Here is a 25399-nt window from a genome sequence, read left to right as displayed (position 1 = left end):
CCTTTCGATATGCTGATGTGACGAAATAACCACATGAGCAAATAACAAGAGAACTTGTTATTCAGGAAAGCATCGCAGATGCGATTTTGCGAATGGGGTTCTGGATAGTTGCAGAAGCAGAAAGGAGAGTAATGAGAATGTATCAGGCAGGACTGGTATTGGAAGGCGGCGGAATGAAGGGTGTATACACCGCCGGCGTACTGGACTTTTTTACGGAAAAGGGAATTGATTTTTCCCACATCTACGGAGTATCCGCCGGTGCATGCCATATGTGCAGCTATCTGTCCAGACAAAAGGGACGGGCGCTGAGTGTCAGTGTGGATTATCTGGATACGAGACGGTATTGCAGCCTGGAAAGCTTATTGACCAGCGGAGATTTGTTCAATGTGGATTTCTGTTATCACCTGATTCCGGATTACCTGTATCCGTATGATTACGATACCTTTGAAAAATATCCTGGCAAGGCCTACAGCGTGGTGACCAACATCGAGACGGGACAGCCGGAGTATCTGCGTGTCCGTGATATCCGCAAGGATATCGACAAGATCCGGGCATCCGCATCCCTGCCGCTGGTGGCACGGAATGTGAAGATCGATGGGAAGCTGTATCTGGATGGTGGCATCAGCGATGCCATTCCTCTGGAGAAATCTATTCTGGACGGCAACCGGAAGAACATCCTGGTCATGACCAAAGAGGTGGGATTCGTGAGAAAGCCCGCATCTGCGTCACAGCTGGGACTCATAAAACTCAGATACCTGAAATATCCTAAAGTATATGAACTCATGGCAGACCGACATATCCGTTATAACGAGTGCCTGGACTATATTGACAGACAGGAGAAAAACGGTCAGGCTTTCGTGATCAGACCTCATAAGAAGAGTGATGTGGGACGGATAGAGAAAGACAAGGACAAACTGATCGCATTATATGAAGAGGGCTATCAGGAAGCAGAGAACTGCTATGAAGATCTGCTGGCATATCTCGAAAAATAAAAGCTCTGATTCGTCAGAAAATAAAAAAGATAGGAGAAACAAAATGTTAGAAATTATCAAGGCAATTATCTACGGTATCGTGGAGGGCATCACCGAGTGGCTGCCCATCAGCAGCACAGGACATCTGATCCTGGTGGAGCGTCTGATTCCTTTTCAGGAGACCAGTGAAGGCTTCTTCGATATGTTTGATGTTGTCATTCAGTTGGGAGCTATCCTGGCGGTAGTCGTTCTGTTCTGGAACAAGATCTGGCCTTTTTATATGAAGAAAAATCAGCAGACAAAAAAAGGTGGTATTGTAAGATCTAAAAAAGATTTTACGGTAGGAAATGTGGCACTGAGCATGGATGCTTTCTGGATGTGGGTGAAGATCGTTGTAGCATGTATCCCTGCGGTCGTTTACGGCCTGCTGTTTGATGATGCGGTGAGCGAAGCCTTCAAAAAAGAGATCGGAACCAGTGGAGTAACGATCCAGGTCATCGTGGTAGCAGTTATGTTGGTACTGGTCGGTGTATTGTTTATCGTGATCGAGAACTGGAACAAGAATCGTGTACCTACCACCACAACACTGTCACAGTTGACCTACAGAGATGCATTGATCATCGGTTTCTGCCAACTGGTGGCTGCGGCACTGCCCGGAACATCCCGCTCCGGAGCTACGATCCTGGGTGCTATTATGATTGGTATATCGAGAACGGTGGCAGCGGAATTTACCTTCTTTCTGGCGATTCCCGTTATGTTTGGAGCGAGTCTTCTGAAGGTATTGAAGTTCGGATTTGCATTCACGGGAATGGAGCTTGCCTGCCTGCTGGTCGGTACAGTGATATCCTTCATTGTATCCCTGTTCGTACTTCGTTTCCTGATGGGATATATCAAAAAGCATGACTTTAAAGTCTTTGGATGGTATCGTATTGTGCTGGGTATTATCGTATTGCTGTACTTTCTGGTATTCGCATAACAGTTGACAATTATAGGGAAAAGGAATACACTACCCTTATCGAGCACCGAAATACGGTACTTGTGAGGAGAATGAAAATGTTTTTGTACATGATTCGTACAGAAGGGAGACGGTAACATGGCAGTAGTTAAGAAAACTGTAGCACCTGTAGCAGCTAAAGTGGAAGCGCCTAAGGCAGAAGTTAAGAAAGCAGCACCGACAACTCCAGTTAAGACAGAAACCAAGACCGCTGTGAAGGAAGCTGAGAAGGCCCCTGTAGCAAAGGCAGAAGAAAAAGCACCTGTAAAGGCAGAGGTTAAGAAGCCTGCAGCCAAGAAGGAAACAGTTAAGAAAGAGACCAAGAAGGCAGCACCTGCAAAGGCAGAGGCTAAGAAGCCCGTAGCCAAGAAGACAGAGTTAAAGAGTGAGATCAGCGTTCAGTTCGGTGGAAAGTCCTACTCTCAGGAAGAACTGCTGAAGATCGCCAAGGACGTATGGAAATACGATCTGAAGCAGAAGGCAGCTGACCTGACCAGCGTAGAGCTGTATGTAAAGCCCGAAGAGAACATGGTTTACTATGTAATGAACAAAGAGATCACCGGAAGCTTCTACATATAATTGTCCAGAGTCAGATAAAATGAGCAAAGTATACGTCGAATGCTTGCATTCGTAAGAATACTTGTGAGCAGGCCCCAAAGTTGAATTTACCACTTTGGGGTCTTCGTATCTATAAAAATGTTAAAGGATGACAGAATGCAGAAAAAATCAGAAAAGATTATTTTTACATTATATCTGTTGGGATTCCTGGCACTGGCACTTACACTTGCACTGTTGCAGCCGCTGGCCAACACACCGCCGCTGTATGGTAATCCGCCGGATGAACATGCGAGATATCTGATCCCGCAGTTTATCTGCAAGTATGGGAAGATCCCTACGGGATGGGAGGAAGAGGTGCGGATTCCGGCCTACGGATTTTCCTATGCTCTGTATAACGTATTTCCCTATATCGTGCAGGGATATCTCATGCGCTTTGTGAGCCTGTTTACGGAATCGGAAGTGGTACTGCTCTATACCGCAAGACTGGTGAACGTAACCTTTGGCCTGCTGATGGCAGTAGTGGTATATTTGATTGGAAAAAGAGTGTTCCGGGATGACCGATTCCGTTGGCTGTTCTGCTTTGCAGTAACGTACCTGCCGGAGGGATTGTTCCTGCACACTTATGTGAATACGGATTCCTGCTGTATGTTATCCACGGCCATGATGGTATATGCTCTGGTATGCGTATATCAGGATGGTATAAATCTCCGCAACAGTCTGTGGATGAGCGGTGGTATTATTCTGTGTGCTCTTTCTTATTATAATGCCTACGGATATATCGTAAGCTGCATTTTACTCTTTCTGTTGTCCTTTTTGCAGAAGAAGGAAAACGGCGGCTATTTCTATGACTGGAAGAATATGCTGAAATACGGCTGTCTGATCGCCGGAGTAGTTCTGGCGGGGATCGGCTGGTGGTTCATCCGAAGTTATATCGTTCTGGACGGAGATCTGCTGGGACTGGCCACCCGGGAAAAGATGGCGATCCAATATGCGGTGGAGAGTGTCAATCCGCTGACCATGCAGACTTATCAGTCCATGGGTTATACGGTGCTGGAAATGTTCCGGGAACGCTACACGCTGTCCGGTCTGTTCCACAGCTTCGTGGCAGCTTTCGGCTCCATGTCCATCTACGGAAGCATCTGGCTGTATCGGGCGTATAAAGCATTTTTTGTGCTTGGCACCGCGGGAAGCCTTCTGTATGTGATCTGCTATAAGAAGCACCGCAAAATATCCGGAAGAGAATGGTTCTTCCATATTAATATGCTTTATTGCATTTGTATGCCGGCATTTCTGACGATTTATTATGCATACACCACGGATTATCAGAATCAGGGACGGTACCTGCTCCCAGCGCTGCTCCCCCTGATGTATTATATGATAAAAGGAATTCAAAAACTTTCGGAACTGAAGATCAAAGGCAGAACCTTTCCCCGGTGGCTGGTGAATACAGGGGTTGCGATATGTTTTCTGATCCTTGTCGGAGGCACAATAGATATGGTATATGTACGGGCACTTCCCGTATATCTGGAGACAGGACTGGTACTGAAATAGTGCCGGTCCTTTTTTGTGTATACGATGAGCCAAGTACAGATTTGTGCTTGCACAAGAATCTGTATTTGGCGAATGAGGCTCTGAATAGTTTTTTTTAATAGTTTGTTTAGAATTATTTTCCGGAAAATCAGTTGACAATAATACCCTGTAGTGCTATTTTAGGGTAAGAAGATGTTAGCACTCATTTTAGATGAGTGCTAATAATCCCAAAGGGAGTGATGGAATGCAATTGGATGACAGAAAAACAATTATATTGCAAGCCATTATCCGGAACTACTTGGAAACGGGAGAGCCGGTAGGCAGCAGGACCATTTCAAAATACACAGATCTGAATTTAAGCTCGGCGACCATTCGCAATGAGATGGCGGATCTGGAAGAGATGGGTTATATCATACAGCCGCACACTTCCGCAGGAAGAATTCCTTCCGATAAGGGATATCGCTTCTATGTGGATACCATGATGGCCACCAGAGAGCAGGAAGTCAATGAGATGAAGGATATGCTCTTAGAGAGGCAGGATAAGCTGGAGAACCTGTTAAAACAGGTGGTGAAGACCCTGGCTCAGAACACACAATACGCCACCATGATCAGTGCTCCGCAGGTACATCACAACAAGGTAAAGTTCATCCAGCTGTCCCGGGTAGATGCCGGACAGATTCTGGCGGTCATCGTTGCCGAAGGTAATGTGATCAAGAACAATATCCTGGCGGTGAATCAGGAACTGGATGATGAGACACTGCTGAAGCTGAACATTCTGTTGAATACCCACCTCAATGGATTGTCCATGGAGGAGATCAATCTGGGAATGATCGCAGCAATGAAGCAGCAGGCCGGAATCCACAGTGAGATCGTCAGTGAGGTGATCGATGCTGTGGCGGATGCCATCAAGGCAGACGAGGACCTGGAGATCTACACCAGCGGTGCCAACAATATTTTCCGGTATCCGGAACTGGCAGATCAGTCCAAGGCAAGTGAACTGATCAATGCTTTCGAGGAGAAGCAGCAGCTGGGCGGTCTGATCCAGGAGTCCCTGGCAGATGAAGGCAGCACAGGTATTCAGGTGTACATCGGAGACGAGACACCGGTACAGGGCATGAAGGATTGCAGTGTTGTCACAGCTACTTATGAATTGGGAGAAGGCATGAAGGGAACCATAGGAATCATAGGTCCCAAGAGAATGGATTATGACAAGGTCATAGGAACGCTGCGGACGGTGCAGAACCAGTTGGATGACCTTTACCGCAAAGAATAGACAGATTCCAGAAAGGAAAGTAAGAATGGCAGATCAGGAAAAAGAAATATTAGAGGAAGAAATGGAACAGGATCTTTCAGATGCCGAAGAACTGAAGGAAGAAGAGACAGAAGATGAGGAACCCGTGAGCAAGGAAGACAAAAAGGCAGCAAAGAAGCAGGCAAAGCTGAACAAAAAGGAAGATTCCTACAAGGAGAAGATCGATCAGCTGGAAGACAGAGTAAAACGTCAGATGGCGGAGTTCGAGAACTTCCGTAAGAGAACTGACAAAGAAAAACAGGCAATGTTCGATACCGGTGCCAAGAGTGTGATCGAGAAGATCCTTCCGGTAGTGGATAATTTTGAAAGAGGTCTGGCAACGGTTCCCGAGGAATCCAAAGAAGATCCTTTTGTAGACGGTATGAACCGCATCTACAAACAGCTGATGACAGAACTTGAGAACATCGGTGTAAAACCCATCGAGGCGGTCGGACAGGAATTCGACCCGAATCTTCACAACGCAGTGATGCAGGTGGAGAGCGATGAGTATGAATCCGGTGTCGTAGCCCAGGAACTCCAGAAGGGTTACACATACCATGACATGGTCGTAAGACATAGCATGGTAGGCGTTGTTCAATAATTTGATTATCACATATTTTTGAAAATAGAAACTATAAAATGAAAACAGAGAATAAAAACAGGAGGAAAATATTATGAGTAAGATTATTGGTATTGACTTAGGTACAACCAACAGCTGTGTAGCTGTTATGGAAGGTGGTAAGCCCACCGTTATCGCTAATACAGAAGGCGCAAGAACTACACCCTCTGTTGTAGCATTTACCAAGACCGGTGAGAGACTGGTCGGTGAGCCTGCAAAGCGTCAGGCAGTTACTAACGCAGAGAAGACCATTGCTTCCATTAAGAGAGACATGGGTACTGACCGTGGCCGTACTATTGATGGCAAAAAGTATTCTCCTCAGCAGATTTCCGCAATGATCCTGCAGAAGCTGAAAGCAGATGCAGAGAGCTATCTGGGTGAGAAGGTTACCGAGGCAGTTATCACTGTTCCCGCATACTTCAACGATGCCCAACGTCAGGCTACCAAGGATGCCGGTAAGATCGCAGGTCTGGATGTAAAGCGTATCATCAACGAGCCTACCGCAGCAGCACTTGCTTACGGTCTGGACAATGAAAAAGAACAGAAGATCATGGTATACGACCTTGGTGGCGGTACCTTTGATGTATCTATCATCGAGATCGGTGACGGTGTCATCGAAGTACTGGCTACCAACGGTGATACACACCTTGGCGGTGATGATTTCGATAACAAGATCATTCAGTGGATGCTGGATGAATTCAAGAAGGCAGAAGGCGTAGATCTGTCCGGTGATAAGATGGCTATGCAGAGACTGAAGGAAGCAGCTGAGAAGGCTAAGAAAGAGCTGTCCAGCGCAATGACCACCAATATCAACCTTCCTTTCATTACCGCAACTGCAGAGGGACCTAAGCACTTTGATATGAACCTGACTCGTGCAAAGTTCGATGAACTGACCAGAGACCTGGTTGATAAGACTGCTATCCCCGTACAGAACGCTATGAAGGATGCTGGCCTGAACTATTCTGATCTGGGTCAGGTACTGCTGGTAGGTGGTTCTACACGTATTCCTGCGGTACAGGATAAGGTAAGAGCCCTGACCGGTAAAGAGCCCAGCAAATCTCTGAATCCTGATGAGTGCGTAGCAATCGGTGCTTCTATCCAGGGTGGTAAGCTTGCCGGTGATGCAGGTGCCGGTGATATTCTGTTACTGGATGTAACTCCTCTGTCTCTGTCTATCGAGACCATGGGTGGTGTTGCTACCAGACTGATTGAGAGAAATACAACCATTCCTACCAAGAAGAGCCAGATCTTCTCTACCGCTGCTGATAATCAGACCGCAGTAGATATCAACGTAGTACAGGGTGAGCGTCAGTTCGCTAAGGATAACAAGTCCCTCGGACAGTTCCGTCTGGACGGCATCGCTCCCGCACCCAGAGGAATCCCTCAGATCGAGGTTACTTTCGATATTGATGCCAACGGTATCGTAAATGTATCCGCTAAGGATCTGGGTACCGGTAAGGAACAGCACATTACCATCACCGCCGGTTCCAACATGTCCGATTCCGATATCGAGAAGGCTGTCAAGGAAGCAGCTGAGTTCGAGGCACAGGACAAGAAGCGTAAGGAAGCTATCGAGGCAAGAAACGAAGCAGATTCCTTCGTATTCCAGACGGAGAAGGCTCTGAATGAAGTAGGTGACAAGGTTCCCGAGAGTGACAAGACTCAGGTACAGGCTGATCTGGAAGCTGTGAAGGCTATTCTGGAGAGAACCAAGGATCAGGAAATGAGCGACAGCGATGTAGATGAACTGAAAGCTGCAAAAGAGAAACTGACCCAGAGCGCACAGTCCGTATTCACCAAGATGTATGAGCAGGCTGCACAGGCACAGCAGGGTGCTCAGGGCGCAGGTCCTGACATGAATGCACAGGCCGGTAGCAGCAATGCAGGTTCTTCCGCAGATGATGATGTCATCGACGGAGATTTTAGAGAAGTATAAATAACTTCACAAACAGAGCAATCCGTGGTATAACAGTAAATGCTGTGTAACAGTGATTGTGATAACAGGCGGCACAGGGTATGCGAAAGCGTGCCCTGTGCATAACCGTTTTTAGATTTAAATGACAGAGGTGCAAAAATGGCAGAGCAGAAGAGAGACTATTACGAGGTCCTCGGTGTAGATAAGAATGCAGATGATGCTGCAATTAAAAAAGCATACCGGGTACTGGCGAAAAAATACCATCCCGACATGAACCCCGGAGACAAGGAGGCAGAACAGAAATTTAAAGAAGCTTCCGAGGCTTATGCCGTGCTGAGTGATCCCGAGAAGAGACGTCAGTATGATCAGTATGGCCATGCGGCATTTGACGGTGGTGCAGGCGGCGCCGGTGGATTTGACTTTAACGGTGCAGACTTCGGAGACATCTTCGGAGATATTTTCGGAGACATTTTTGGAGGCGGCAGAAGCAGAGGTGCCAGAAATAACGGCCCCATGAAAGGTGCCAACATCCGTACCAGTGTTCATATCACTTTTGAAGAGGCAGTTTTCGGCTGCAAGAAAGAGATCGATCTTACGGTAAAGGAAACCTGTAAGACCTGTAACGGCTCCGGTGCGAAGCCCGGAACCAGCCCTGAGACCTGTAGCAAGTGTGGTGGTAAGGGTCAGGTGGTATTTACCCAGCAGTCTTTCTTCGGTACTGTGCGTAATGTACAGACCTGTCCCGACTGTCAGGGAACCGGTAAGGTGATCAAGGACAAATGCCCGGATTGCCGTGGTACCGGATATATTCCTATGAAGAAACGTTATGCGGTGGATATTCCCGCAGGTATCGACAACGGACAGTCTACCCGTATGCCGGGACTGGGTGAGCCAGGTGTCAACGGTGGCCCCAGAGGCGATGTGCTGGTAGAAGTGATCGTAGGTCGTCATCCTATCTTCCAGAGACAGGATTTCGATATTTTCTCTACCGTACCTATTTCTTTTGCAGTAGCGGCATTGGGCGGCGAAGTGCTGATCGATACGGTAGACGGCAAGGTGGTATATGATGTAAAGGCCGGAACCCAGACCGACACCAAGATCCGTCTGCGCGGCAAGGGTGTTCCTTCCTGGAGAAATAAGGATGTCCGCGGTGACCACTATGTAACATTGGTGGTACAGACACCCGATAAATTAAAACCGGAGGCAAAGGAACTGCTGAAGCAGTTCGATGCACTGACCGGAGATTCCCTGAATGCAGTGAAGAAAGAAACGGAAAGCGGAGAGGGAGAGACCAGGGAGAATGACTCCAGGGACGGCAAGAAGAAAAAGTTTTGGAAGTAAAAGTTAATAAATAAAATTCCCCGTAGCCTCGGCTGGGGTAAGAAACGCGGCACGCTCGTGCTCTATCGCAGAGCGTAGCGGCACTGCTTATTCTTACACCCAGCCGGGGCTACTGGTTTGTTGGGAAAAAGTTAAAGGTATCTTTGAAGGCCAATGATATAGAATACAGTTTGGTTTTTTTGTCAAAAGGCAGGGTGAACGGTTTGACAGAATGGGCAGAAACGCTTACAATTCAAGTAGTTATGCTGTCTGTGACACGAAGGAGCCTGCAGGATGGAGAACCGGAAAGAGGAATTTCTGAAAATTGTATGTCAGAGTTATCTGATCGTTATTCTGGCAGTGCTGCCTCTTTATTATATTCCCTGGAATGGATATTATAAACTGGGTGATACCAAATATTACCTGTATCGCAATGTTTCACTGCTTTGCCAGGGGATCGCATTGCTGGCAATGTGTGTCTTTGCTGTAAGCAGCCGGTGGACAGGGGAACATCGGATTTTTGCCAGATCTCTGGCTGAAGTAGTGAAAAAATCGGTCGATAAATGCAGAACACATGCGGTAACGACGGCGGTCTGCCTGTACGGAATCTGTGCGTTACTCTCTGCAATCTGCAGCCCCTATGGCAGTATCGCGTGGAACGGAGAGCGGGAATGGTACATGGGAGCTGTCACGATCTGTTTGATGATCGGAGGTTTTTTACTGACGGCGAAGTACGGAGGTAGTTGTAAAACGGCGATATGGTTAGGAGAGGCGGCTTTTGTGGCGGTCACCCTGATCGGTCTGTTGCAGAAGCTGGGCTATGATCCTCTGGGACTTCTCAAGGGTTACGTTGTGGGGGACTGGGAATTTACCCATATGTTGACCACGCTGGGGAACAGCAACTGGCTCAGCGGGTATTACAGTGTGATGTTTCCCTTTTCCATGACGCTGTTTCACCGGGCAGTGGAAGCGGGGAAAAAAGGTCCCACACTGCTGGCAGGAACGTGTAATATGTTGGCCATGATGCTTCTGCTTTTACAGGGAAGTGACAGCGGTGTGATCGTGGCATGCACAGTCATGGGGTTGTGCTTTTGGCTCGACCGGAAGCAAACCGGACATTGGAAAGTATATTTCCTTTTTCTTGCAGCGGTGGCGCTGGGAATGTGCCGTTGGGGTAAATGGATGTTATATCTGGGAACGTTTGACATTCTCCTGCAGGATGGCATCGCCAAAAAACTGGCAGCCTGGCAGGGATGGATTTCGGTTGCAGCAGGGTGTCTGCTGCTTTGGGGAGCCTGTCGCAGGATTCCGGAGAATAAGAAAAAAATATTGCAAGAGGGAGTATTGTGTTGTGCACTGGCAGGAATAGCGGTAGTGCTGGCATGGTATCTGCATCGGTTGTTGGTAATCGATTTTGCGGAATGGGGCAATCGCCGGGGAAGATTGTGGCAGATGGCATGGATGGGTTTCCGGAAAGGAAATCTGCATCAGAAGCTGTTGGGAGCAGGCCCGGATTGTTTTGCATCGTATCTGGGAGAACTGTTGCCGGGAGGCACGGTGCTTTTTGATAAAGGATATTTTGAAGGCTCTGTTTTTACCAATGCACATAATGAGTGGCTCACCACACTGGTCAATATGGGACTGCTGGGTGTGGCTGCCTATGCAGCTGTTTTTATCACGGCGCTGCAGACATACAGGAAGAATTTTCTCGCAGTATTGTTACTGCTTACCTACGGGATACATTCCCTGATCAGCTTTCAGCAGGTGCTGAATGCGCCGCTTTTCTTCCTGATACTTGGATTGTGTGAAGCGGCGGCCCGGGGAGAAAAGACCAAAACCAATCAAATGGATACGGATGAGGAGTTGTTAGAAGCTATATGAAAAATATTTGGAAGATTTTTACCGGAGATCTAAAAAAACTGGTGAAGCATCCTTTTGCGCTGGTTATTATTATCGGGTTATGCGTGATACCGTCGCTGTATGCGTGGTTTAATATATTTGCCAACTGGGATCCCTATGCCAATACCGGAGGAATTCCTGTGGCGGTAGTATCCCTGGATCAGGACTATACGCTGAAAGACGGATCGGTGGTAAATATGGGAGAATCCGTACTGGAAAGCCTGCATTCCAACACCAGTGTAAAATGGATCTTTCTGGATACCGAGGAAGAGGCAAAAGAGGGCGTGGAAGCCGGAAAATATTATGCAGCCATCGTCATTACCGATAAATTTACTTATAGTATGTACAATGTATTTTCGGATGATTTTGAGAATCCGGCGCTGATCTATTATCAGAATCAGAAGAGCAATGCCATTGCCACCAAAATCACGGATACGGTGGCAGGAACTCTGCAGAATACCATCAATGAGACCTTTATCAAGGTGGCGGCTACCACGGTATTTGAAGAGGGCAATACGGTGTCGGATCAGGTACAGGGGGACAGTTATGTAGAGGAATTCTGTTCCAAACTGGAGGAACTGAATGACAATCTGAAGGAATACAGTGCCATGATCGACTCCTTTCAGGCAGGCAATGCGCGGCTGGAGTCTGCCATCACCCATGTCAACTATGAGATTCCCGCGATGCAGAAGAAACTGGACAGCACCACAGCCAGTCTGAACCAGAGCAGTCAGGATCTGTCTTCTACCAGAGACACCCTGGGCAATTTCAGCAACAACATCGATACTTCCATGAGCAATATCAATAACTCTCTGGAAAGTATCAAAAAGGCTCTGGATGAAAGCAAACTGGCGGAGGATACCGCCCAGATGACGAGAGATCTGAACCGGGTGGCAAGAGATACCAATACGCTGAACGGACAAGTAAATACACTGCTGGCGGCACTGATCCAACAAAAGCTGGAAAGCGTCTCTGACGGTAATGCTGCGAACGGCGGCACCGGCAGCAATATCAACGCAGCGGCAACTGATGCGGCTATGGAAGCATTGAAAGCCATGCAGAAGGAACTGGATCTGATGAATACCGTAGTGGGCAGCGTTCTGGAATCCACGGACGACAAGGCTGCGGAGAATGCAAAGGTCAATGTCAACAATGCCATGAATAATTTAAGGAGCGCCATTGACAGCTGCGAGACTTCTGTAAGTAATATGCAGGGAATCTATAAGAATAATCTGGTGCCCCAGATGCAGAAGGTTCTGACAAATATGTCAGATTCTCTGAATCAGGTGACCAATCTGGTAAATACCCTGAGCAATACGGTGAAAAATGTCGGAGTTGTCATGGAAGGTGTCGGTGACACTGTGTCCGGAACCAGTGAGAGTCTGGGACAGATCAAAGATGTGGTAGATAATATCAGCGCCAAACTTACAGATCTGACAGAGAAGCTGGACGGTGCATCCGAAGAGGAAATGATGGATATTCTGGTGCGTTTCCTTGGAGGAGATCCGGATAGTCTGGGGGCATATTTTGCATCTCCCGTAACCATGGAGACCATAGCCATGTATCCGGTGGCTACGTATGGTTCTGCCATGACACCGTTCTATTCCACACTGGCGATCTGGGTAGGTTCTACGATCCTGGTGGCACTGGTGAAAGTAAAAGCCTCTCCGAAAGGGCTTGAAAATGTGCAGAGCTATCAATTGTATTTCGGCAGATATTTGCTGTTCTTCTTATTGGCACAGATTCAGGCAGCCATCATTGTGGCCGGAGATCTGTGGCTGTTAAAAGTAAACATTGTGGAACCGGGGCTGTTTTTCCTGGCGGCAAGCTTTACGGCTACGGCATTTTCCCTGTTGATCTATTCTCTGACACTGGCATTCGGAGATGTGGGCAAGGCCGTCTGCGTTATTGTTATGGTATTGCAGATCGCTGGTTCCAGCGGTACCTTCCCGATCGAACTGCTACCGGACACCTACCAGAAGATTTATATTTTCTTTCCCTTCCCCTATGCCATCCGGGCCATGCGTGAGGCACTGGCGGGTATGTACGGTACTGCCTATATGGAAGCACTGGCAAAATTGAGCCTGTTTATGATCGAGGGACTGTTGATCGGCCTGGTGATCCGGATCCCGTTCGTAAAACTGAACCATTTTGTGGAAGAGCGTATGGAAGACACTGAGTTAATGTGACACCTGTTCAGAACCATGAAAACGAAAACTCCGCAGGAGTGGGTTTGTGAATGAAGTTCCGAACAGGCAGAAAGGTAAAATCATGGAGAGAAATTACGAAGAAATTTTTCAGAAGGTTCTGGATTACGAGCAGGCCCTTCATGAGAAGAATAGAAAAAGAATAAAGATCGGTCTGAAATGTATCTGGATCGTCCCCTTGTTTTTTCTGGCACTGTTGTTCCTGACTGGCAGCAACAAGGTCATCTTCCTGATCCTGTGGATCGTGTCGCTGTTTGCCCTGTCAATCTATCTGATCGTTGTGGAATATATGGATTATAATCTGCAGGAGAAGATCATGGAGCTCAAAGGAGAAGAAGGCGATCTCAAAGCGGTGACTCCGACAGACTTTGACCGGGCGGCGCAGATCATCCGGGAGACCCGGAAACTGATTGGTGAAGGCCTGAATTCCCCGGCCGAGACCGGGACCGAAGAGGATCCGGAAGATGAAACCGAAGAGAATCCGGAAGACGAAACCGAAGAGGAAAACGAAGACGAGACCGAAGACTGGGAGGATGGTGAATAGTATGCATAATATCTGGAAAATATTTACCACCGACATCCGTCGGATCAGCAATAATGTGGTGGCGGTCGTTATTATCATGGGACTCAGCATCCTCCCGGCACTGTATGCCTGGTTCAACATTTTCTCCAACTGGGATCCTTACGAGCCCGCAGCTACCAGTCAGCTGAAAGTAGCCGTGGCTTCCGATGATGCCGGGGCGGAGATCATGGGGCTGTCTCTGAACGTGGGAGACAGTGTGCTGGAGGCTCTGGGAGCCAATACCACTATCGGCTGGGTGTTCCCGGAGACCACGGAGGAAGCACTGGAAGGTGTGAAGAACAGTGATTACTATGCGGCATTGATTATTCCGGAGACTTTTACTCAGGAAATGCTGGGATTTATCGACGGTGAAGTGGATCATCCCACCATTTACTACTATGAAAATGAGAAAAAGAATGGTATTGCCCCCAAAATCACGGGCAAAGCGAAAAATGCCGTGCAGGAACAGGTAAATGCCACCTTTATCAGTACTGTGGCAGAAGCGGTGATGAAAGCGGGAAATGCCCTTTCGGTGGTGAATGCCGGCGGGCAGACCAGTGTGGAAGAATCTCTGGATACCATGCAGGCACAGTTGCAGGATTATGTGGTTATGTTACAGTCCTTCCAGAGTATTATGACCTCCGCGGAGATGATCATGGAGACCAGCCAGAATATGCTCCCGGATATGGATAATATGCTGGAGAATGGACGAAATACCATGATCGGTATGCAGACCATGATCAATTCCAGCGTCGATGCGGTTGACGTTATGGGAGATATGGTGAGCAGCAGTATGGATATGGTCACGGAAGCGTTGCAGTATCTGTCGGTCTTTTCTGATGGATTGCTGGAGCAGATGGGCAGCAACAATGTGGGAAGCACCACGGACACCGGATTGGGCACGGCCATCGGACTGGTACAGGGCATGCAGGCCAATATGGATGTGCTGGGAAGCCTGATCACCGGACAGGATGCTCAGATTCAGGAGATCAACCAGTCTCTGAAAACGATCGAAGCGGATCTGAAACAGCTGCAAGACAGCAAGGGAGATGTGGATCATGATATCAATACTCTGCGGGCACAGATCCGGGAACAGATCCAGATCTGCAACAAACAGCTGAATAATCTGATGAGTGATTACAATAACAATGTCAGACCTTCTTTCCGGGCTACCGGCAAATCCATGCAGCAGGCTTTCCTGAATGCCGCAGCGATGATGAACGGTACGGATGTGAATATGGATGAAATTTCCGATATTCTGAAAGAGTATCAGCAGACTTTGCAGGAAGGTAATGTCAGCCTGCAGGATTCCCTGGTGATCGCACAGGAACTGCTGGACAAGGTCAGCAAAATAGCAGATAATATAAAACGGATCACCGGTGCGGAGACCTATGAGGATATTTTAAGCGCTATGGCTGCCGATCCGACGGCGGTGGCAGACTTCGTATCTTCTCCGGTCAGACTGGAGACGGTACCTGTTTATCCGGTGGATCATTACGGCTCTGCGGCATCGCCGTTCTATACGATCCTGGCAATCTGGGTGGGAGCGCTGTTCCTGGTGGCTATTATTCACGTGGGTGTGAAACCCATTGAACCGGGGGATCATTATAAGGCGCATGAGAGATATTTTGGCAGATATCTGCTGTTTTTCCTGATCGGACAGGCACAGACACTGCTTATTGTTCTTGGGAACCTTTATTATATTGAGATACAGTGTCAGCACAGGTTTTTATACTGGCTGGCGGCAGCCGTGGCCAGTGCGGCATTCAGCTGCTTTATGTATTCTGTGACTTTCGCTTTTGGAAACGTGGGTGAGGCACTGGCTATTGTAGTCATGGTCATCCAGGTGGCGGGAAGCGGCGGAACGTTCCCTATCGAGGCTCTTCCGCAGGTATTCCAGTGGATCTATCCTTTCCTGCCGTTCCAGTTTGGCATGAAAGCGTTTAAAGAATGTATTGCAGGAATGTACGGCGTGGATTATTGGATCAATGTAGGAAAAATGACACTGTTCCTGATCGTAGCATTGCTGCTGGGACTGGCACTGGAGCCGCCGTTCCGCAAGCTGAATCATATGATAGAGAAGAGTAAAGAGAAGACAGGATTAATGATCTGATGAAGATGAAAAAAATGACTTCGGAAAAGAAACATAAAATTGCAACCATTGGCTTATGGCTGATCCTCATTCTGTGCACGGCGGTATTGTTCTCCCTGTGTCTCAGTGAGGGGATCGACTATGATGAAGCATACAGTTATCGCACAGCCCATGACAATACGATGATGGGAATCATTCGCGTGGTACTGGCGGCCCATGATACGGATGTGCCGGTATGGTATATGGGATTGCGGCTGTGGTCGTTTCTGGCAGGAGACGGCATTATTGCCTACAAAATGTTTGCATTGCTGGGAACGGTATTGTCCATGCTGCTGGGGCCTGTTGTGATCCGCAGGCAGTGGGGAGCGAAGACAGCAGCCCTTTATATGATCATGGTAAGCCTGACACCTGCAATGATGAAGATCAGTGTGAACAACAGAATGTATTCCTGGACGGTGTTTGGAGTTACCGTCTGCGGACTGACCGCTTATTTCCTGCGGGAGCGGCTGAACAGTAAGGCCCTGTGGACGATATTGTTTCTGACGACCTTCTGCGGTATTTTCAGTCATTACTTTACCGCGTTCAGTTACCTGTTTATCTACCTGTATCTGGTGGCGGTGATTTGGCAGCAGGACAGAAAACAGATCTGGAAGCCGTTTGTCTGTGGTGGTTCCGTTGTATTGCTTTTTGTGGCATGGCTGATAAAATCCGATTTCTTTCATCTGCTGGTTTCTGATGGAAACCCGACGAACCGATCCAAATTCGGTATTTACGAATTTTTTGATTTCATTTTCGGAACCAGAGTGAAGTATGCGACCAAAATGGGAGAACTTCTTTTTGTACTGACACTGGTCTGCGCGATCCTCTTTTGGAAGCGGCTGGGGAGAAGAAACGGTGTTTTTGCGGTTCTGTGTACCTGTATTTTCCCAGTAAGCTATTTGATGGCGGCGCTGCTGGCATTACACGCGTCCCACTTTTTTACCTACCGCCATGTTATGCATAGCATGGGATTGTTCTGGCTGGGAATGGCTATCATTTTATCCAGGATCAATTTACAGGAATGGATCGCCTGTCTGTCCTTCACTGTGTGGATGGGAGTGTCGGCCTACGGAATCTCTTATCATGAAGAATATGGTACAATCTCATATCTGGAAGAGACGAAGGCATTTATAGCGGAGAATATGGAGCCGGGAGATGTGGTCGTCTACGATACGGATTCCCGCTTCGGACAGCTATTCGGATGCTATATGCCGGACCAGATCTTTTATACCATGGAAGAGGTGCCGGATCTGGAAGAACTGGTGGGGAAAAGAGTCTGGTATTTCCAGTGTTTCGGACATCTGCTGGAGGAATCGGATAAATATACCGTAACCTATGAAAATATGGGACATTATGGATTTCAGTATATGGATGGGAATACGGATTTTGATATTTTAAAGGTGAACATAACGGAGGAAACGGGAAATGATTAAATGGGTGGAAAGAGGAGTCCTGCTGGCAGCGATACTTTCCATGTTGTTTGTATGGCCGTATGGAGGAATCCGTGAAGATAAAAAGGACAGTTCCTTAAGTGAGGATTATGGATATACAGAGCCCCTGCAGGTGGGAGAATATGCTTCGCAGTATTTTGTTGCGGAGACAGATTTTCTGAAAACACTGGAAATCGCGGTGAACTATAATCAGGAGGAAGAACGGAACGGACTTCTGGGTCTGGAGATATGGAAAGAGGATCAGAAGATATATGAAGGTGTGATTCCTTATGATGCCATGGAATCGACAACATTTTTCCCTGCCGTCATCGAGACCCGGCTGAAAAGGGGCGCTGTATATGAATACCGGATCGTGAATCAAAGTATTTCCGAGAATCTGCCGCAGGTAGTATATACTACTACGGAAAAGGCGCATGTACCGGAAAATCAGCAACTGGTGGTACATGAAGCAACTGTGGACGGACAGGCATTGAACCGGTACACCTGGAGAGAGAAGCTGGATGCGGTCAGCGTATTGGAAATCGACAGTTTTATTGCAATCGTGGCTGCAATGATATATGCTGTGTTGGAACAATGGAAAAGAAAGGAAAAAAAGAACAATGAAGTGGGTTAAATTCAGAATAAAGACGGTAACGGAAGCGGAAGATATTATTATCAGCACCCTGTACGATCTCGGACTGGAAGGGGCACAGATCGAAGACAAGGTGCCCCTGACCGCCATGGAGAAGGAGCAGATGTTTGTAGATATCCTGCCGGACGGACCGGAGGATGACGGCATTGCCTATTTAAGTTTTTTTGTAGAGGAAAAAGAGGACGGCAGTCTGGAAGTGGCCGGGGAGAAGACCACGACCGAAGCTGTACTTGCGGATGTAAAGCGGGAACTGGAAGACTTACGCCAGTTTATGGATATCGGCGAGGCTTCTGTTGTGGTAGATGAGACGGAGGACATTGACTGGATCAACAACTGGAAACAGTATTTCCACCAGTTCTATATCGATGATATTCTGGTGATCCCTTCCTGGGAAAATATCAAACCGGAAGATACTGACAAGATGGTGCTTCATATCGATCCCGGTACGGCATTTGGCACCGGTATGCATGAGACCACACAGCTGTGTATCCGTCAGCTGCGTAAGTTCATCACTCCTGAGACAGAGCTTTTGGATGTCGGCACCGGCAGCGGTATTCTGGCAATTTTATCCCTCATGTTCGGGGCAAAACATGCCGTGGGAACCGATCTGGATATCTGTGCTGTGGAAGCTGTGGCCCAGAACTGCGAAGTGAATGGAATCGATCCGGCACAGTTTGACATGATGATCGGCAATATCATTACAGACAAAGAAGTGCAGGACAAGGTAGGCTATGAGTGTTATGATATCGTGGTGGCCAATATTCTGGCAGATGTACTGGTACCGTTGACTCCTGTCATCGTACATCAGCTGAAGAAGGGCGGTATCTACATCACCTCTGGCATCATTGATGACAAGGAGCAGACCGTGGTGGAGGCTGTGAAGGCCGCTGGATTGGAAGTACTGGAAGTGACCTACCAGGGAGAATGGGTCAGCGTTACCGCAAGAAAGAATTAAGCGCTTAAAATAGGAGTTTCTATGTATCAGTTTTTTGTAGAACCGGAACAGATCGACGTGGCAGCGAAGAGCGTTATCATCCGGGGAACCGATGTGAATCATATCAAAAATGTACTGCGGATGCGCCCCGGCGAAGAAGTGGCTGTCAGCAATGGAATCGACGGGAAGGAATATCGCTGTGGGATCCTTGCACTGGAAGAGGACTGTGTCCGTCTGGAGCTTCGTTTTATCAAGGAAGACGGAGTAGAGCTTCCGGCGAAGATCTATCTGTTCCAGGGACTGCCCAAGGCGGACAAGATGGAGCTCATCATCCAGAAGGCTGTGGAACTGGGAGCCTTTCAGATCATTCCGGTGGCTATGAAACGCTGCGTGGTGAAATTGGATGAGAAAAAAGCGGACAGCAAAATAAAGCGCTGGCAGGGAATTGCGGAAGCAGCCGCCAAGCAGAGCAAACGAGGCGTGATCCCGACGGTGGCACCGGTTATGAGTTATGTGCAGGCGGTGAAAACGGCTTCTGAAATGGATCTGAAACTGGTACCTTACGAGCTGGCGGAAGGAATGCCACAGACGAAACAGCTCATCGAAAGCGCAAGACCCGGACAGCAGATCGCTATTTTCATCGGCCCGGAGGGCGGATTTGATCCGGAGGAGATAAGACTTGCCACGGAGGCGGGAATTCAACCGATCACTTTGGGGAAACGGATCCTGCGGACGGAGACGGCCGGATTTACGACTATCGCATGGCTGATGTATCAGTTGGAAAATTAGACAGCGGACGGCACGGATCGCCTGCCTGCGGCATATTTTAATCATAAGAAGAATATAGTAATTATTCAGAGCAAAAGGAAAGCCCGGAAGAGTCGATTTGGCGAATAGGGCGCTGAATAGTTACTGAAGAGATAGATAGCAAGGAGAAGAAGAGAATGGAAGTCTATATGGACAATTCCGCTACCACAAGGACATTCCCGGAAGTGGCAGAGTTGATGACGAAGATCATGTGTGAAGATTACGGTAATCCCTCCAGCCTGCATATGAAGGGAGTGGAGGCAGAGAAATACCTCCGCTATGCCAAGGAGACTCTGGCAAGGATTCTGAAGGTGGAGGAGAGAGAGCTTTTATTTACTTCCGGGGGAACGGAATCCGATAATATGGCACTGATCGGCTGCGCCCTGGCGAATTGCCGCAGAGGCAATCATCTGATCACGACGCAGATCGAACATCCCGCTATCCTGCAGACCATGCGTTATCTGGAGACCCAGGGGTATCGTGTCACTTATCTGCCGGTGGATCCCTGCGGACGTATCCGGCTGGAAGACTTACGCAGAGCCATGACACCGGAGACCATTCTGGTATCTATCATGCACACGAATAACGAGATCGGAGCCCTGCAGCCCATTGAGGAAGCCGGAGCTCTGATCAAACAGATGAACCCGGATACGCTGTTCCATGTGGATGCGGTACAGGGATTCGGAAAATCCCGGATCTATCCCAAGAAGATGCACATTGATCTGCTGTCCGTCAGTGGACACAAGATCCACGGACCGAAGGGCGTCGGACTGCTGTATGTAGGGGAACGGGTGAAGATCCAGCCCATCGTATTCGGTGGCGGACAGCAGCAGAACCTCCGCTCCGGTACCGAGAATGTGCCCGGTATTGCGGGACTTGCAAAAGCAGCGGAAATGCTCTATAGTCATTTTGATGAGGATCATGCCAGACTCTGCGCCTGCAAGAGACGATTCATTGAAGGTGTGGAAAGACTGGATCAGGTGAAGGTCAACGGACTTTTGCCGGATGCACCGTACGGTGAGGGAACGGCGGCACACATTGTCAGCGTATCTTTTGCCGGCGTCAGAAGTGAAGTGCTCCTGCATGCACTGGAGGACAAGGGAATCTATGTTTCTGCAGGAAGCGCCTGCTCTGCACACAAGCCGCAGCCTTCTGCTACACTGAAAGCCATCGGCATCGATAAATCCCTGCTGGATTCCACCATACGTTTCAGTTTTTCCGTATTTACCACGGAAGAAGAGATTGACGTATGTCTCCAGGCATTGTACAATATAGTACCTATGTTACGCAGATACAGTCGCAGATAAGCGATTTGAGAAACACTCAGAAAGGAAACGAACGTGTTTACATCATTTTTGATAAAATATGCCGAGATTGGCATTAAGGGAAAGAACCGTTACCTGTTCGAAGATGCTCTGGTACGCCAGATTAAGTATGCACTGAAAAAGTGTGAGGGAGAATTCCTGGTGCACAAGACACAGGGCCGTATCTTCGTAGATGCAGAGTCAGAATTTGACTACGATGAAGTTGTGGCACACTTACAAAGAGTCTTCGGAATCTCCGGAATCTGCCCGGTAGTGCACGTACAGGATGAGGGCTTTGAGAAGCTGTGTGAAACCGTGATTGACTACATTGCAAAAGTATATCCCGATTGCAATCAGACGTTCAAGGTGGCAGCGAGACGTGCCCGGAAAAATTACCCCAAGGATTCCATGACCATCAACATGGATATGGGAGAAGCTATCCTGAAGGCTTATCCCAATATGAAGGTGGATGTACATCATCCCGATATTATGCTGAACATTGAGATCCGTGAAGAAATCTATATCTACTCCGTGATCCTGCCCGGTCCCGGAGGAATGCCCGTAGGTACCGGTGGCAAGGGAATGCTGCTTCTCTCCGGTGGTATTGATTCTCCCGTGGCAGGTTATATGATCGCCAAGAGAGGCGTCAAGATCGATGCGGTATATTTCCATGCACCGCCTTACACCAGTGAGCGTGCGAAGCAGAAAGTAGTGGATCTGGCGAAGATCGTTGCCCGTTACACCGGACCGATCTATCTGCATGTGATCAATTTTACCGATATTCAGTTATATATTTATGAGAAATGTCCTCATGAGGAACTGACCATTATCATGCGCCGTTATATGATGCGGATTGCGGAACAGATCGCGAAAGAGACTGAGTGCCTGGGCCTGATCACCGGTGAGAGCATCGGACAGGTGGCATCCCAGACCATGAATTCCCTGATTGCTACCAATGAAGTATGTGAGCTGCCGGTCTACCGTCCGCTGATCGGATTTGACAAGCAGGAGATCGTAGAAGTATCCGAGAAGATCGGGACTTATGAGACTTCCATTCTGCCCTATGAAGATTGTTGTACCATCTTCGTGGCAAAACATCCCGTGACGAAACCGAACGTGAAGGTGATCCGCAGACATGAACACAATCTGGATGAGAAGATCGACGAACTGGTGAAGACCGCACTGGAGACCAAAGAACTGATCATTGCGGAAGCATAAGTGCGAATGCAGAGTAACTATTCAGAACCGGGGAAACAGAGGTACTGAATAGTTACTTTTTTGAAATGGCATATAAAAAACACCTCAAGAGGATTGCGTCTCTCAAGGTGTTCTCTGTTTTACTATGTATTCGGAATTCCGAATCGGTAACTTATACCAGATAAGGCTTTAATACTTCCAGAACCTCATCAGCGCCATCCTCTGCATGGATGTTCAGGTCGATAGGCTTGGAAAGATCCAGGCTGAAGATACCCATGATGGACTTTGCATCAATTACGTATCTGCCGGATACAAGATCGAAATCATAATCGAACTTAGTAATATCGTTTACGAAAGATTTTACCTTATCAATAGAATTTAAAGAAATCTGAACTGTCTTCATGTTGACTACCTCCTTAATGTGTGTCATACCTTCTGACTTTATATTAATGGGGGAACGCTCAAAAGTCAAGACGAAAACAATACAAAAAAAGTGAGGAATCCTATGAAAAGTGTAGCATTACACAACCTCGGATGTAAGGTTAATTCCTATGAAATAGAAGTAATGCAACAAATGTTACAAGAAAAAGGTTATACTATTGTACCATTTGATGAAACCGCAGATATTTATATTGTAAATACCTGCACAGTTACCAATATTGCAGACCGGAAAAGCAGACAGATGCTTCATCGTGCGAAGCAGAAAAATCCGGCGGCACTGGTGGTGGCTGTGGGATGCTACGTGCAGACCGGAAGGGAAGATGTTGAGCAGGATCCCTGCATCGATCTGGCGATCGGCAACAACCGCAAGAAGAACCTGGCATCCATTCTGGAGGAATATTTGCAGGATCTGGAACAGGAAGATGCGGTGGCAGAGAATGCAGAAAATGCCGGACATGGTGTGGACAAGACTCTGCATGACACTACTGTTATAGACATTAACCATACTGCAGAATACGAAGAAATGACTCTGAAACAGACGGCGGAGCACACCCGAGCCTATATTAAAATTCAGGACGGATGCAATCAGTTCTGCTCTTACTGCGTTATCCCCTATGCCAGAGGCAGAGTCCGCAGCCGCAGGGCGGAAGATATCATCCGGGAGATCACCGGCATGGCACAGAACGGATACCGGGAGATCGTATTGACAGGTATCCATATCAGTTCCTACGGCATTGATTTCGACGAGGAAGCCTGGAAGCGGGGAGAAAGTGTCTCCGTATTAAAAGAAGATGAGGAGAGAAGAGATTATTCCGGCAGCAGTAAGCTGATCGATCTGCTGGAACGGATCCATGATATTGAAGGTATTGAGCGGATCCGTATCGGTTCCCTGGAACCCCGCATTATTACGGAGGAGACGGCAGCCAGAATGGCGGCACTGCCGAAGCTGTGTCCCCATTTCCATCTGTCCTTGCAGAGCGGCTGTGATGCCACGCTACGCCGTATGAACCGTAAATATACTTCCGAAGAATATGCGGAGAGTGTTGCGCTGCTTCGTAAGGTATTTGACCATCCAGCCATCACCACAGATGTCATTGTGGGTTTCCCGGGGGAGACTGAGGAAGAGTTTGCGCAGACAAAGGAATTTTTAGACCGGATTCAATTCTTCGAGATGCATATTTTCAAGTATTCCAAACGGGCAGGCACCAGAGCGGCCGTGATGTCTCATCAGGTGCCGGATCCCGTGAAGACCACCAGAAGTGCGGAACTTCTGGCTATGGAGAAGGAACAGTCGAAGCAGTTCCGGACCCACTATGTGGGACGGGAGGCGGAGGTGCTTCTGGAGGAGACCAAGGAGATCGGCGGAATGGAATATCTGCTGGGACACACGAGAGATTATGTCAAACTGGCTGTCTCTGTGAAGGAAAATAAAAAAAATGTTGCAAATACCGTGATATGCGGCAGGGTACAGGGGTTTTTGACGGATGAAATCCTATTACTATCACCCCTTGAATTTTCAAAGTAAATGCGGTAATATAAGGCATAACGGAAAGATTTGCCCTATGGCAGAAAAAGAGGATCGTATGCAGGACTTAGGAAATACACAATACTTCAAGGTAGAGACAGAACCTGAGACCGGTGTGAAGCTGGTGCTTTCTACCGTATATGAGGCACTGACGGAAAAGGGATACAACCCGGTGAACCAGATCGTAGGTTACATCATGAGCGGGGACCCTACTTATATTACCAGTCACAAAAATGCCCGCAGCCTCATCATGAAGGTAGAGCGTGACGAACTGGTGGAAGAACTGCTCACGGAGTATATCAGGACAAAACACTGGAAATAATTACAGTTATCAGGAGGACCCACATGCGTATTATGGGGTTGGATTTCGGCTCACGTACCGTGGGCGTGGCGATTAGTGACAGTCTGCTGTTGACAGCGCAGGGTGTGGAGATCATTCGCCGCAAAGAAGAGAATAAATTACGACAGACGCTGGCCCGGATCGAAGAACTGATCGTGGAGAATGAAGTGGAAGAGATCGTACTGGGACTTCCCAAGAACATGAACGATACCGAGGGTGTCCGCGTGGAACTGACCAAGGAGTTCAAGGAGAAGCTGGAGCGCAGGACCGGTCTCCCGGTATATTTCTGGGATGAGAGACTGACGACTGTGGCAGCGGACAAAGCCATGATGGAAGCGGGAATCCGCCGTGAGAACCGTAAGGATTACGTGGATATGATCGCAGCTACTCTGATCCTGCAGGGCTATCTGGATCGCAGGAACAATGAGAAGAAAAAGGAAACAGAATGAGTAAATTGGAAAAGATTACATTTCGCCCCGAAGGCGAAGAACCTGTAGAATTTTATGTACTGGAACAGACCAGGATCGGTGGACACAATTACATCCTGGTAACCGATGTGGAAGAGGGAGACGGAGATGCCCTGATCCTGAAGGATATGTCTCAGGATGGTGAAGAAGAGAGCATTTATGATGTAGTCTCCGATGATGAAGAACTGGAAGCGGTATCCGGAGTATTTGCGGATATGTTAGAGGACGTTGATTTAATTTAGATCATATTGGGGCAGGTCATTAAGCCATAAAATCACTCCCGTGCAAGCACGTTGTGTTTTCAG

The 25399-nt window shown here is 48.0% G+C and carries 23 protein-coding genes; 22 read left to right on the top strand and 1 reads right to left on the bottom strand.

Annotated elements, in window-relative coordinates; genetic code table 11:
• The first annotated feature begins 137 nt into the window (after positions 1 to 137).
• The 18 genes from OCV96_RS04045 to thiI all read left to right on the top strand — a co-directional run bounded on the left by OCV96_RS04045 (position 138) and on the right by thiI (position 22342).
• Entirely contained in the window at positions 138 to 992 is an 855-nt protein-coding gene (locus OCV96_RS04045; protein WP_118668603.1) for a patatin-like phospholipase family protein, read from the top strand.
• Between the two features lie 43 nt (positions 993 to 1035).
• A complete protein-coding gene (locus tag OCV96_RS04040; RefSeq protein WP_118503165.1) occupies positions 1036 to 1947 on the top strand; it encodes an undecaprenyl-diphosphate phosphatase in 912 nt (303 codons plus the stop codon).
• 117 nt (positions 1948 to 2064) lie between these two features.
• Entirely contained in the window at positions 2065 to 2544 is a 480-nt protein-coding gene (locus tag OCV96_RS04035) for a DUF6465 family protein (protein ID WP_117465980.1), read from the top strand.
• 135 nt (positions 2545 to 2679) lie between these two features.
• Complete coding sequence (locus OCV96_RS04030; RefSeq protein WP_262593603.1) at positions 2680 to 4074, top strand: DUF2142 domain-containing protein; 1395 nt, start codon at positions 2680 to 2682, stop codon at positions 4072 to 4074.
• Positions 4075 to 4297: 223 nt separating this feature from the next.
• Positions 4298 to 5326 carry a heat-inducible transcriptional repressor HrcA gene (hrcA, locus tag OCV96_RS04025; RefSeq protein WP_118503162.1) on the top strand — a complete coding sequence of 343 codons (1029 nt, stop codon included), beginning with the start codon at positions 4298 to 4300 and terminating at the stop codon, positions 5324 to 5326.
• Positions 5327 to 5351: 25 nt separating this feature from the next.
• Positions 5352 to 5945 (top strand): nucleotide exchange factor GrpE, encoded by a 594-nt coding sequence (gene grpE / locus OCV96_RS04020; protein WP_022154983.1) that lies wholly within the window; start codon positions 5352 to 5354, stop codon positions 5943 to 5945.
• Between the two features lie 73 nt (positions 5946 to 6018).
• Complete coding sequence (gene dnaK / locus OCV96_RS04015; RefSeq protein ID WP_119624137.1) at positions 6019 to 7899, top strand: molecular chaperone DnaK; 1881 nt, start codon at positions 6019 to 6021, stop codon at positions 7897 to 7899.
• A 138-nt stretch (positions 7900 to 8037) separates the two neighbouring features.
• A complete protein-coding gene (gene dnaJ, locus OCV96_RS04010) occupies positions 8038 to 9219 on the top strand; it encodes a molecular chaperone DnaJ (protein ID WP_262593601.1) in 1182 nt (393 codons plus the stop codon).
• 273 nt (positions 9220 to 9492) lie between these two features.
• Positions 9493 to 11079 (top strand): O-antigen ligase family protein, encoded by a 1587-nt coding sequence (locus OCV96_RS04005; RefSeq protein WP_262593600.1) that lies wholly within the window; start codon positions 9493 to 9495, stop codon positions 11077 to 11079.
• Entirely contained in the window at positions 11076 to 13286 is a 2211-nt protein-coding gene (locus OCV96_RS04000) for a YhgE/Pip domain-containing protein (RefSeq protein WP_118503154.1), read from the top strand. The genes OCV96_RS04005 and OCV96_RS04000 overlap by 4 nt, the downstream gene beginning before the upstream one ends.
• Positions 13287 to 13368: 82 nt before the next feature.
• A complete protein-coding gene (locus OCV96_RS03995; RefSeq protein WP_255713250.1) occupies positions 13369 to 13848 on the top strand; it encodes a hypothetical protein in 480 nt (159 codons plus the stop codon).
• Between the two features lies 1 nt (position 13849).
• Positions 13850 to 15979, top strand: a complete 2130-nt coding sequence (locus OCV96_RS03990) for a YhgE/Pip domain-containing protein (protein WP_117465971.1) — start codon at positions 13850 to 13852, stop codon at positions 15977 to 15979.
• Positions 15979 to 17430 (top strand): hypothetical protein, encoded by a 1452-nt coding sequence (locus OCV96_RS03985; RefSeq protein ID WP_262593597.1) that lies wholly within the window; start codon positions 15979 to 15981, stop codon positions 17428 to 17430. Before OCV96_RS03990 ends, OCV96_RS03985 begins: the two co-directional genes overlap by 1 nt.
• A complete protein-coding gene (locus OCV96_RS03980) occupies positions 17423 to 18061 on the top strand; it encodes a hypothetical protein (RefSeq protein ID WP_227732152.1) in 639 nt (212 codons plus the stop codon). The genes OCV96_RS03985 and OCV96_RS03980 overlap by 8 nt, the downstream gene beginning before the upstream one ends.
• Positions 18048 to 19034, top strand: coding sequence for a 50S ribosomal protein L11 methyltransferase (gene prmA / locus OCV96_RS03975; protein WP_022312143.1), 987 nt, complete (start codon positions 18048 to 18050; stop codon positions 19032 to 19034). The genes OCV96_RS03980 and prmA overlap by 14 nt, the downstream gene beginning before the upstream one ends.
• A gap of 21 nt (positions 19035 to 19055) precedes the next feature.
• Complete coding sequence (locus OCV96_RS03970) at positions 19056 to 19802, top strand: 16S rRNA (uracil(1498)-N(3))-methyltransferase (protein WP_118538167.1); 747 nt, start codon at positions 19056 to 19058, stop codon at positions 19800 to 19802.
• 155 nt (positions 19803 to 19957) lie between these two features.
• Positions 19958 to 21127, top strand: coding sequence for a cysteine desulfurase family protein (locus OCV96_RS03965; RefSeq protein WP_118538165.1), 1170 nt, complete (start codon positions 19958 to 19960; stop codon positions 21125 to 21127).
• A gap of 33 nt (positions 21128 to 21160) precedes the next feature.
• Positions 21161 to 22342, top strand: a complete 1182-nt coding sequence (gene thiI / locus OCV96_RS03960; RefSeq protein WP_022312140.1) for a tRNA uracil 4-sulfurtransferase ThiI — start codon at positions 21161 to 21163, stop codon at positions 22340 to 22342.
• A gap of 151 nt (positions 22343 to 22493) precedes the next feature.
• Here the strand turns inward: thiI and OCV96_RS03955 are convergent, their stop codons facing one another.
• Positions 22494 to 22724, bottom strand: coding sequence for an HPr family phosphocarrier protein (locus OCV96_RS03955; RefSeq protein WP_022152847.1), 231 nt, complete (start codon positions 22722 to 22724; stop codon positions 22494 to 22496).
• 102 nt (positions 22725 to 22826) lie between these two features.
• On the opposite strand from OCV96_RS03955, the gene OCV96_RS03950 reads away from it, so the two are divergent.
• From OCV96_RS03950 to OCV96_RS03935, 4 genes are read left to right on the top strand one after another with little or no spacing between them, the layout of a single operon-like run.
• The gene (locus OCV96_RS03950; RefSeq protein WP_262593594.1) at positions 22827 to 24287 is read left to right on the top strand and encodes a MiaB/RimO family radical SAM methylthiotransferase; all 1461 of its coding nucleotides are present in this window, start codon (positions 22827 to 22829) and stop codon (positions 24285 to 24287) included.
• A 58-nt stretch (positions 24288 to 24345) separates the two neighbouring features.
• Positions 24346 to 24609 carry an IreB family regulatory phosphoprotein gene (locus OCV96_RS03945; RefSeq protein WP_022152845.1) on the top strand — a complete coding sequence of 88 codons (264 nt, stop codon included), beginning with the start codon at positions 24346 to 24348 and terminating at the stop codon, positions 24607 to 24609.
• A 23-nt stretch (positions 24610 to 24632) separates the two neighbouring features.
• Positions 24633 to 25076 carry a Holliday junction resolvase RuvX gene (gene ruvX / locus OCV96_RS03940; RefSeq protein WP_118538161.1) on the top strand — a complete coding sequence of 148 codons (444 nt, stop codon included), beginning with the start codon at positions 24633 to 24635 and terminating at the stop codon, positions 25074 to 25076.
• A gap of 5 nt (positions 25077 to 25081) precedes the next feature.
• Positions 25082 to 25336 carry a DUF1292 domain-containing protein gene (locus OCV96_RS03935; RefSeq protein ID WP_118538206.1) on the top strand — a complete coding sequence of 85 codons (255 nt, stop codon included), beginning with the start codon at positions 25082 to 25084 and terminating at the stop codon, positions 25334 to 25336.
• Positions 25337 to 25399 lie beyond the last annotated feature (63 nt).

This window comes from Waltera acetigignens (assembly GCF_025567015.1).
Taxonomy (GTDB): domain Bacteria; phylum Bacillota; class Clostridia; order Lachnospirales; family Lachnospiraceae; genus Acetatifactor; species Acetatifactor acetigignens.
The sequence above is the reverse complement of the archived record's forward strand: the minus strand, read 5'-3'. Positions and strand labels throughout refer to the sequence as shown.

Bases quoted from the DNA above. Each gene is read 5' to 3' on its own strand.
- OCV96_RS04045 (WP_118668603.1), top strand. From the start codon at position 138: ATGTATCAGGCAGGACTGGTATTGGAAGGCGGCGGAATGAAGGGTGTA.
- OCV96_RS04040 (WP_118503165.1), top strand. From the start codon at position 1,036: ATGTTAGAAATTATCAAGGCAATTATCTACGGTATCGTGGAGGGCATC.
- OCV96_RS04035 (WP_117465980.1), top strand. From the start codon at position 2,065: ATGGCAGTAGTTAAGAAAACTGTAGCACCTGTAGCAGCTAAAGTGGAA.
- OCV96_RS04030 (WP_262593603.1), top strand. From the start codon at position 2,680: ATGCAGAAAAAATCAGAAAAGATTATTTTTACATTATATCTGTTGGGA.
- hrcA (WP_118503162.1), top strand. From the start codon at position 4,298: ATGCAATTGGATGACAGAAAAACAATTATATTGCAAGCCATTATCCGG.
- grpE (WP_022154983.1), top strand. From the start codon at position 5,352: ATGGCAGATCAGGAAAAAGAAATATTAGAGGAAGAAATGGAACAGGAT.
- dnaK (WP_119624137.1), top strand. From the start codon at position 6,019: ATGAGTAAGATTATTGGTATTGACTTAGGTACAACCAACAGCTGTGTA.
- dnaJ (WP_262593601.1), top strand. From the start codon at position 8,038: ATGGCAGAGCAGAAGAGAGACTATTACGAGGTCCTCGGTGTAGATAAG.
- OCV96_RS04005 (WP_262593600.1), top strand. From the start codon at position 9,493: ATGGAGAACCGGAAAGAGGAATTTCTGAAAATTGTATGTCAGAGTTAT.
- OCV96_RS04000 (WP_118503154.1), top strand. From the start codon at position 11,076: ATGAAAAATATTTGGAAGATTTTTACCGGAGATCTAAAAAAACTGGTG.
- OCV96_RS03995 (WP_255713250.1), top strand. From the start codon at position 13,369: ATGGAGAGAAATTACGAAGAAATTTTTCAGAAGGTTCTGGATTACGAG.
- OCV96_RS03990 (WP_117465971.1), top strand. From the start codon at position 13,850: ATGCATAATATCTGGAAAATATTTACCACCGACATCCGTCGGATCAGC.
- OCV96_RS03985 (WP_262593597.1), top strand. From the start codon at position 15,979: ATGAAGATGAAAAAAATGACTTCGGAAAAGAAACATAAAATTGCAACC.
- OCV96_RS03980 (WP_227732152.1), top strand. From the start codon at position 17,423: ATGATTAAATGGGTGGAAAGAGGAGTCCTGCTGGCAGCGATACTTTCC.
- prmA (WP_022312143.1), top strand. From the start codon at position 18,048: ATGAAGTGGGTTAAATTCAGAATAAAGACGGTAACGGAAGCGGAAGAT.
- OCV96_RS03970 (WP_118538167.1), top strand. From the start codon at position 19,056: ATGTATCAGTTTTTTGTAGAACCGGAACAGATCGACGTGGCAGCGAAG.
- OCV96_RS03965 (WP_118538165.1), top strand. From the start codon at position 19,958: ATGGAAGTCTATATGGACAATTCCGCTACCACAAGGACATTCCCGGAA.
- OCV96_RS03955 (WP_022152847.1), bottom strand. From the start codon at position 22,724: ATGAAGACAGTTCAGATTTCTTTAAATTCTATTGATAAGGTAAAATCT.
- OCV96_RS03950 (WP_262593594.1), top strand. From the start codon at position 22,827: ATGAAAAGTGTAGCATTACACAACCTCGGATGTAAGGTTAATTCCTAT.
- OCV96_RS03945 (WP_022152845.1), top strand. From the start codon at position 24,346: ATGCAGGACTTAGGAAATACACAATACTTCAAGGTAGAGACAGAACCT.
- ruvX (WP_118538161.1), top strand. From the start codon at position 24,633: ATGCGTATTATGGGGTTGGATTTCGGCTCACGTACCGTGGGCGTGGCG.